7 protein-coding genes are annotated in these 5,605 nt (G+C 71.8%); all 7 read right to left on the reverse strand.

From position 1 onward, the window contains the following. Positions 1-550: cytochrome c biogenesis CcdA family protein (locus MHO01S_RS15935; protein ID WP_061782594.1), on the reverse strand; the 550-nt coding region annotated here is incomplete at its 3' end. Continuing rightward, positions 550-1,179, reverse strand: a complete 630-nt coding sequence (locus tag MHO01S_RS15940) for a TlpA family protein disulfide reductase (protein ID WP_005049587.1) — start codon at positions 1,177-1,179, stop codon at positions 550-552. The genes MHO01S_RS15940 and MHO01S_RS15935, both read right to left, overlap by 1 nt. A 19-nt stretch (positions 1,180-1,198) precedes the next feature. Further along, a complete protein-coding gene (locus tag MHO01S_RS15945; protein WP_005049588.1) occupies positions 1,199-1,474 on the reverse strand; it encodes a hypothetical protein in 276 nt (91 codons plus the stop codon). 25 nt (positions 1,475-1,499) lie between these two features. Next, entirely contained in the window at positions 1,500-2,498 is a 999-nt protein-coding gene (ccsB, locus tag MHO01S_RS15950; RefSeq protein WP_082734272.1) for a c-type cytochrome biogenesis protein CcsB, read from the reverse strand. Continuing rightward, positions 2,482-4,128: a cytochrome c biogenesis protein ResB gene (gene resB / locus MHO01S_RS15955; protein WP_060960782.1), complete on the reverse strand. Its 1,647-nt coding sequence runs from the start codon at positions 4,126-4,128 to the stop codon at positions 2,482-2,484. Before resB ends, ccsB begins: the two co-directional genes overlap by 17 nt. Beyond that, positions 4,106-4,996, reverse strand: a complete 891-nt coding sequence (gene lgt, locus MHO01S_RS15960) for a prolipoprotein diacylglyceryl transferase (RefSeq protein ID WP_060960781.1) — start codon at positions 4,994-4,996, stop codon at positions 4,106-4,108. The genes resB and lgt overlap by 23 nt, the downstream gene beginning before the upstream one ends. Beyond that, positions 4,996-5,605 (reverse strand): M23 family metallopeptidase (locus MHO01S_RS15965; protein WP_157553826.1); only part of this gene is annotated, 610 nt, incomplete at its 5' end. The genes MHO01S_RS15965 and lgt, both read right to left, overlap by 1 nt.

A 5,605-nucleotide genomic window follows, 5' to 3' on the forward strand; every position in this document is an offset into this window, starting at 1 on the left:
CGGCGGCGATGAAGGGCAACCCCAGGCCCAGGCAGTAGGTGACGGCGAGGAGGGCGCCGCGGGCGGGGTTGCCGGTGGTGAGGCTGAGGGCGGAGATCGCGGCGAGGGTGGGGCCCAGGCACGGGGTCCAGCCGAGCCCGAACGCGATGCCGAGCAGGGGAGCTCCGGCCAGCCCGCTGGGTGGGTGGATGGCGGGTTTCGCGGTGCGTTGGAGAAGCCGGAACACGCCGAGGAACACGAGCCCCATCAGCAGGACCACGATCCCGAGGATGCGGGTGAGGAGATCTTGCCAGCGGATGAGCCAGCCACCCAGGGCGCCGAACGCGGCCCCGTAGCCGATGAACAGGACGGAGAAGCCGAGGGTGAACAGTCCGGTCCCGGCCAGCGCCCGCCACCGGGAGACCCCCGCGGTGGTGGTGGTGCCGGTGAGGTAGCCGAGGTAGCCGGGCACGAGGGGGAGCACGCAGGGGGAGGCGAAGGACACCAGCCCGGCGAGGAGGGCTAGGGGGAGGGCGGCCCAGATGCTGCCGGCGGTGATGATCTCCCCCATCAGGGGCTCGTCTCGGCGAGGACGGTGTCGATGAGGGCGGCGAGGGTGGTGCGGGTAGGCAGTTGCCCGATGATGCGGGCGGCCATCCGGCCGGTGCGGTCCAGGACGATTGTGGTGGGCACGGCGCCGGGGGCGGCTTTCCCGGCGAACGCGGCTTGCACCGTGCCGGTGGTGGCGTCCAGGATCGACGGGTAGGTGATGCCGAACTGGTTCTCGAACGCGGCGGCGGTGTCGGCGCTGTCGCGCACGTTGACGCCGATGAACACGACACCGTCGGGCTGGTAGGTCTGGGCGAGGGCTTCCAGGTCGGGCGCTTCGGCCCGGCAGGGCGGGCAGGCGGCGTACCAGAAGTTCACCACAACGACCGAACCCGCCCACGCGGTGGAATCCGCCTGCTCCCCGGTGTCGGTGGTGCCGGTGAAGGTGACCGGGTCGTCGCGCTGGTCGGCGGGGATCTCCCGCACGGTCTCGTCCGCGGACAGATACCCCGGGGACGGGGAGGAGGACAACAGGCCGGGCGTCTGGGCGGTGCACCCGGCCAGAAGCAGGACGAGCGCGCCGAACACGGCGACCGCGGCGGCGGTGACGGCGCGGCGGGGTGGGCGTGTCAGGGTGGTGGGGGTGCGCATGCGGGATCACTCCGGTCGGTCAGGTGTTCGTGCTCTTGCTGGTGGGGCGGCGGCGGCCGGCGAGGATGGCGCCGGTGATCAGCAGCAGCGCCCCGGTCGGGTACCCGGCGACCAGGTCGAGCCAGCCGGAGGGCTGGCCGGGGCCGAACACTTCCAGGTGCGCGAGCCAGTGGATGATCGCGACGATCGCGCCGGCGGCCATCAGGGCCTGGCCGACCCGGACGAGCAGGCGGTGTCGCCGCCAGGCGCGTTGCGGGTCCTCAGCTGGGGCGGGGCGGGGGGTGGTGCGGGTCATGAGCGGTCCTTTCGCAGGGGGCGGGTCACAGTCCGGAGTAGGAGTGCAGCCCGGTGAAGAAGACGTTGACGACGCCGAAGTTGAACAGCACGGCGGCGAAGCCGACGATGCACAGCCAGGCGGCGCGGGTGCCGGCCCAGCCGCGGGTGGCGGTGGCGTGCAGGTATCCGGCGTAGAGCACCCAGATGATGAACGTCCACACCTCTTTCACGTCCCACCCCCAGAACCTGCCCCAGGCGCGGCCGGCCCAGATCGCCCCGGCGATCAGGGTGAAGGTCCACAGGATGAACCCGACGATCGTCAGCCGGTATGCGAGTCGGTCCAGATCCTCCGGCCCGGGCAGACTGTCCCGCAGCCGGGTGAGCCGGGAGGGGAGGCCGCGGCGGCGGGTGGTGAGCAGGTAGGTGAGGGAGACGAGGAACGCGAGCCCGAAGAACGCGGTCGCCAGCAGCGCGACCAGCACGTGGATGACCAGCCACCCGGACTGCAGGGCGGGCATCAGGGGGACGACGGGGACGTAGAAGCTGACCGTCGCGACGCCGAGCAGCAGCACGGTCAGCCCGAGCACGGCGCTGCCCAGGTACGCCAGCCGCACCCGCAGCGACACGGCCAGGAAGGTGGCGATGATCAGGGCGGTGCCGGTGAGGGAGAACTCGAACATGTTCGCCCACGGCACCCGGTCCGCGGCGACCCCGCGCAGCACCACCCCGGCAAGATGGAACACCCAGCCCAGCACGGTCAACACGAACCCGACCCGCGCCGCCTTCCCCGCCCCCCGTCCGCCCCCCGGGGCAGCGGCGGCACCGAGTGCGGTGTCGGGGGCGGGGGCGGTGGGTGTGCCTGCCAGGTCCGGGTCGGTGGTGCTGGTGGCGCCGGCGGTGACCGGCACCCGGACGGTGACCGGGACGGCAGGGGTGCTGGCGCGGCGGGCGAGGTGAAGGGTGTAGGCGACGAATGCGGCGGCGTAGATCGCGATCGCCGAGTACACCAGCAGCAGGGACAGGGCGTCAAGGAACGGGGTCATCAGAGCCTCCTCGAAGGGGTGCGGGGGAAGGGGTGAGGCGGGTGGCGAGGGTGTCGACGGTGGGTTGCAGGCGGGGGTCGTCGCCGCGGGCGAGCCCGGCGACCTCAAGCACCGTGCCGCCGTCCCGGCCGGTGGTTGTGCGGACCCAAAGGCGGCGGCGGGGCACGAACAGGGACAGGGCCAACCCGGCCATCGCGACGACCGCGGCGATCAGAGTGGGGGTTTGGGTGGGGTCGGCGGCGATCTCCAGCGACGCGAATCGGGGGATCGGGCCGAGCTCGATCGTGCCCAGCTCGTCCGGCAGCGGAACCGGGGTGCCGGGGACCAGCTGCAGGGCGGGGGTGGGGGTGCCCCGCCCGGCGATCTGGGTGAGGGTGCTGGTGTCCAGTGCGTACACCGACACCGGGACCCCGGTGTTCAGGCCCAGGTCGCCGACGTACACGTTGAAGGTGACGACCGGGTCCAGCAGGTCCGGGTAGCTGGACGCGAACGCCCCAGAGGCGGTGGTCGCGCGGGTGGGGTACAGCATCCCGACCAGGCCGACCTGCTCGGCCAGCCCGTCGGGAACCTTCACGATGCCCAGGCTGGTCAAATTCGCGTCCTGCGGCAGGAACGGGACCGTGTCACGGAACACGATCTTCCCGGCCGGGTTTCGGACGGTGAGGGTGGGGGCGTACCCGTTGCCGAGCAGATAGATGTCGGTGCCAGCCACCGGCAGCGGCTCGTTGACCCGGATGCTGGAGGCCTGCCGGGTGCCGCCAGTGGTGGTCGTGACCTGCGCGTCGAACGTCTTCGGCATGCCGAGCGCGTTGACGTTGTCCAGGACGTAGTCGACGCGGAACCGGTCCAGGGTGAGGGAGAACGCCGGGATCTGCGTGTCAGTGATGAACCGGCCGGCGGTGAACGAGTCGTACGCGATCCGGGTGGACGCGAACGTCTGCCCCTCCACCAGCACCCGCTGCCCGGTGAACCGGAACCCGCCGCCGACGCCGACCACGACCAGCACCGCCAGCAGCGCCACGTGGAACAGCAGGTTCCCGGTCTCCCGCAGGTAGCCGCGCTCGGCTGCGACCGAGTCCCGTCCGTCGTCGCCGCGGACCCGGCGGGTGCGGTACCGCTGCCGACGCAGCGCCTTCTCGGCCGCGTCCAAGACCGCACCGGGGGGCGTGTCGGGGAGGACGCGGCGGGTGTGGGCGGGCAGGCGGGACAGGTTGCGGGGGGTGGCCGGGGGCGGGGCGAGCAGCGCGGTCAGGTGGTGGCGGATGCGGGGGATGACGCAGCCGATCAGCGACGCGAACAACAGCAGGTAGATCGCGGAGAACCACACCGACCCGAACACGTCGTGCAGCTGCAGCAGGTCCACCGCCCACATCCAGCCCGGGTTGGTCTTGTCGAACTGGATCACCCCGTTCGGGTCGGAGGAGCGTTGCGGGATCAACGACCCGGGGATCGCGGCCACCGCGAGCAGCAGCAACAACACCAGGGCGGTGCGCATGCTGGTCAGCTGCCGCCACGCCCACCGCGCCCACCCCGACACGCTCAGGCGCGGATTCGTGGGCTCCTCCACCGGCCGGTCGACGTGATCGGCGGGCAGCTGCGGGGCCTGCTCACTGCGGATCGACACGCGCATCCCCCCTCCCCCGGACGGGTGCGCGGCGGCGGGCGCGCCAGGAGGCGTGGGCGAGCAGCCCGACCCCCAGTACGGCGGCCACCAGGGCGGTGAGCACGTTCGCTTTCAGCCCGCCGGCGAGCAGCTCGGTGGGATCCAGCCGGATGGACTCCAGCGCCGCCCGCCCTGCCCCGTACCACAGCAGGTACACGCCCAGACTCCGCCCGGCGCCCAACGTAATCCGGCCGTGCCGGCGGCGGTGATGCTCGAGCAGCACGATCACGGCGGCACCGGCCAGGTTCCACAGCAGCTCGTACAGGAACAGCGGATGAAACAGGGTCCCCGCCGGGGTCCCCGGCGGGATCGCGGGGGCTGAGGGGTCGATCTGCAGCCCCCACGGTAAGGTGGTGGGCGGGCCGAACAGTTCCTGGTTGAAGTAGTTCCCCAGCCGCCCCACCGCCTGGGCGACCAGCATCCCCGGGGCGAGCGCGTCCAGGGACAGCAGCACCGGGATCCCGGCGCGACGGGTGGCGATCACGATCCCGACCAGCCCGCCCAGGATCGCACCGAAGATTGCGATCCCGCCTTCCCAGATGTAGAGCACCCGCCACAGGTCCGCGCCAGGGAAGAAGTAGTCGCCGGGATGGGTGAGCACATGGTAGATCCGGGCGCCGAGGATCCCGAACGGCACCGCCCACATCGCCACATCCACCACGACCCCGGCCGGGTGCCCGACCGCCCGCAGCCGACGGCCGGTGATCAGCACCGCCAGCACGATCCCGGCCAGGATCGCCAGCGCGTAGAACCGGATCTGGAACGGACCGACCTGAACGAAGCTGATCCCCGGGCTCGGGATCAGCGCCGGAGCCACAATGAGGAGTGCGTCCATCAGGGCCTCACCCTCGCCGGAAGCCACGCCAGCGGGTCCACCGCTTCGCCTCCGGTGCGGATCTCGAAGTGCAGGTGTGCGCCGAAGCTGCGTCCACTGTCCCCGACCCGGCCGACCATCTGCCCCACCCGCACGGTCTGTCCCGGGGTCAGGGCGAGGGACCCTTCCCGCATGTGCGCGTACGCGCTTTCCACGACCTGCCCGTCGATCTCGTGTCGGATCACCACGTACACCCCGTACGCGCCGCCCTGCTCCGTCGCGGTGGTGACCACCCCGTCGGCGATCGCCTGGATCGGGGTGCCGATCCCGGGGGTCATGTCCAGTCCGGCATGGAAATTTGAGCAGCACGGGCACGGCCGGGTGCGATAGCCGAACGTGCTGCTGATCGGCACTCCCACGGTGAACGGCCACTGCACCGCCGACGCCGGGTCGTTGGTGAACGTGTCCGCGGTGTGCGCGTACGACTCGGTCCCGGCAGGGCCGGTCACAGCCACCGTGTAGTCCCCGCGCACCATCACCGTCTCGGTGACGGTGTCGGGGGTGGTGAACGACTGGGCGCGCACCGGGGTGCGGGTCGCCTCGACGGCGAACACCGGCTCCGGCGTCAAC

It is taken from the genome of Microbacterium hominis NBRC 15708 (assembly GCF_001592125.1).
Classification (GTDB): Bacteria; Actinomycetota; Actinomycetes; order Actinomycetales; family Microbacteriaceae; genus Microbacterium; species Microbacterium hominis.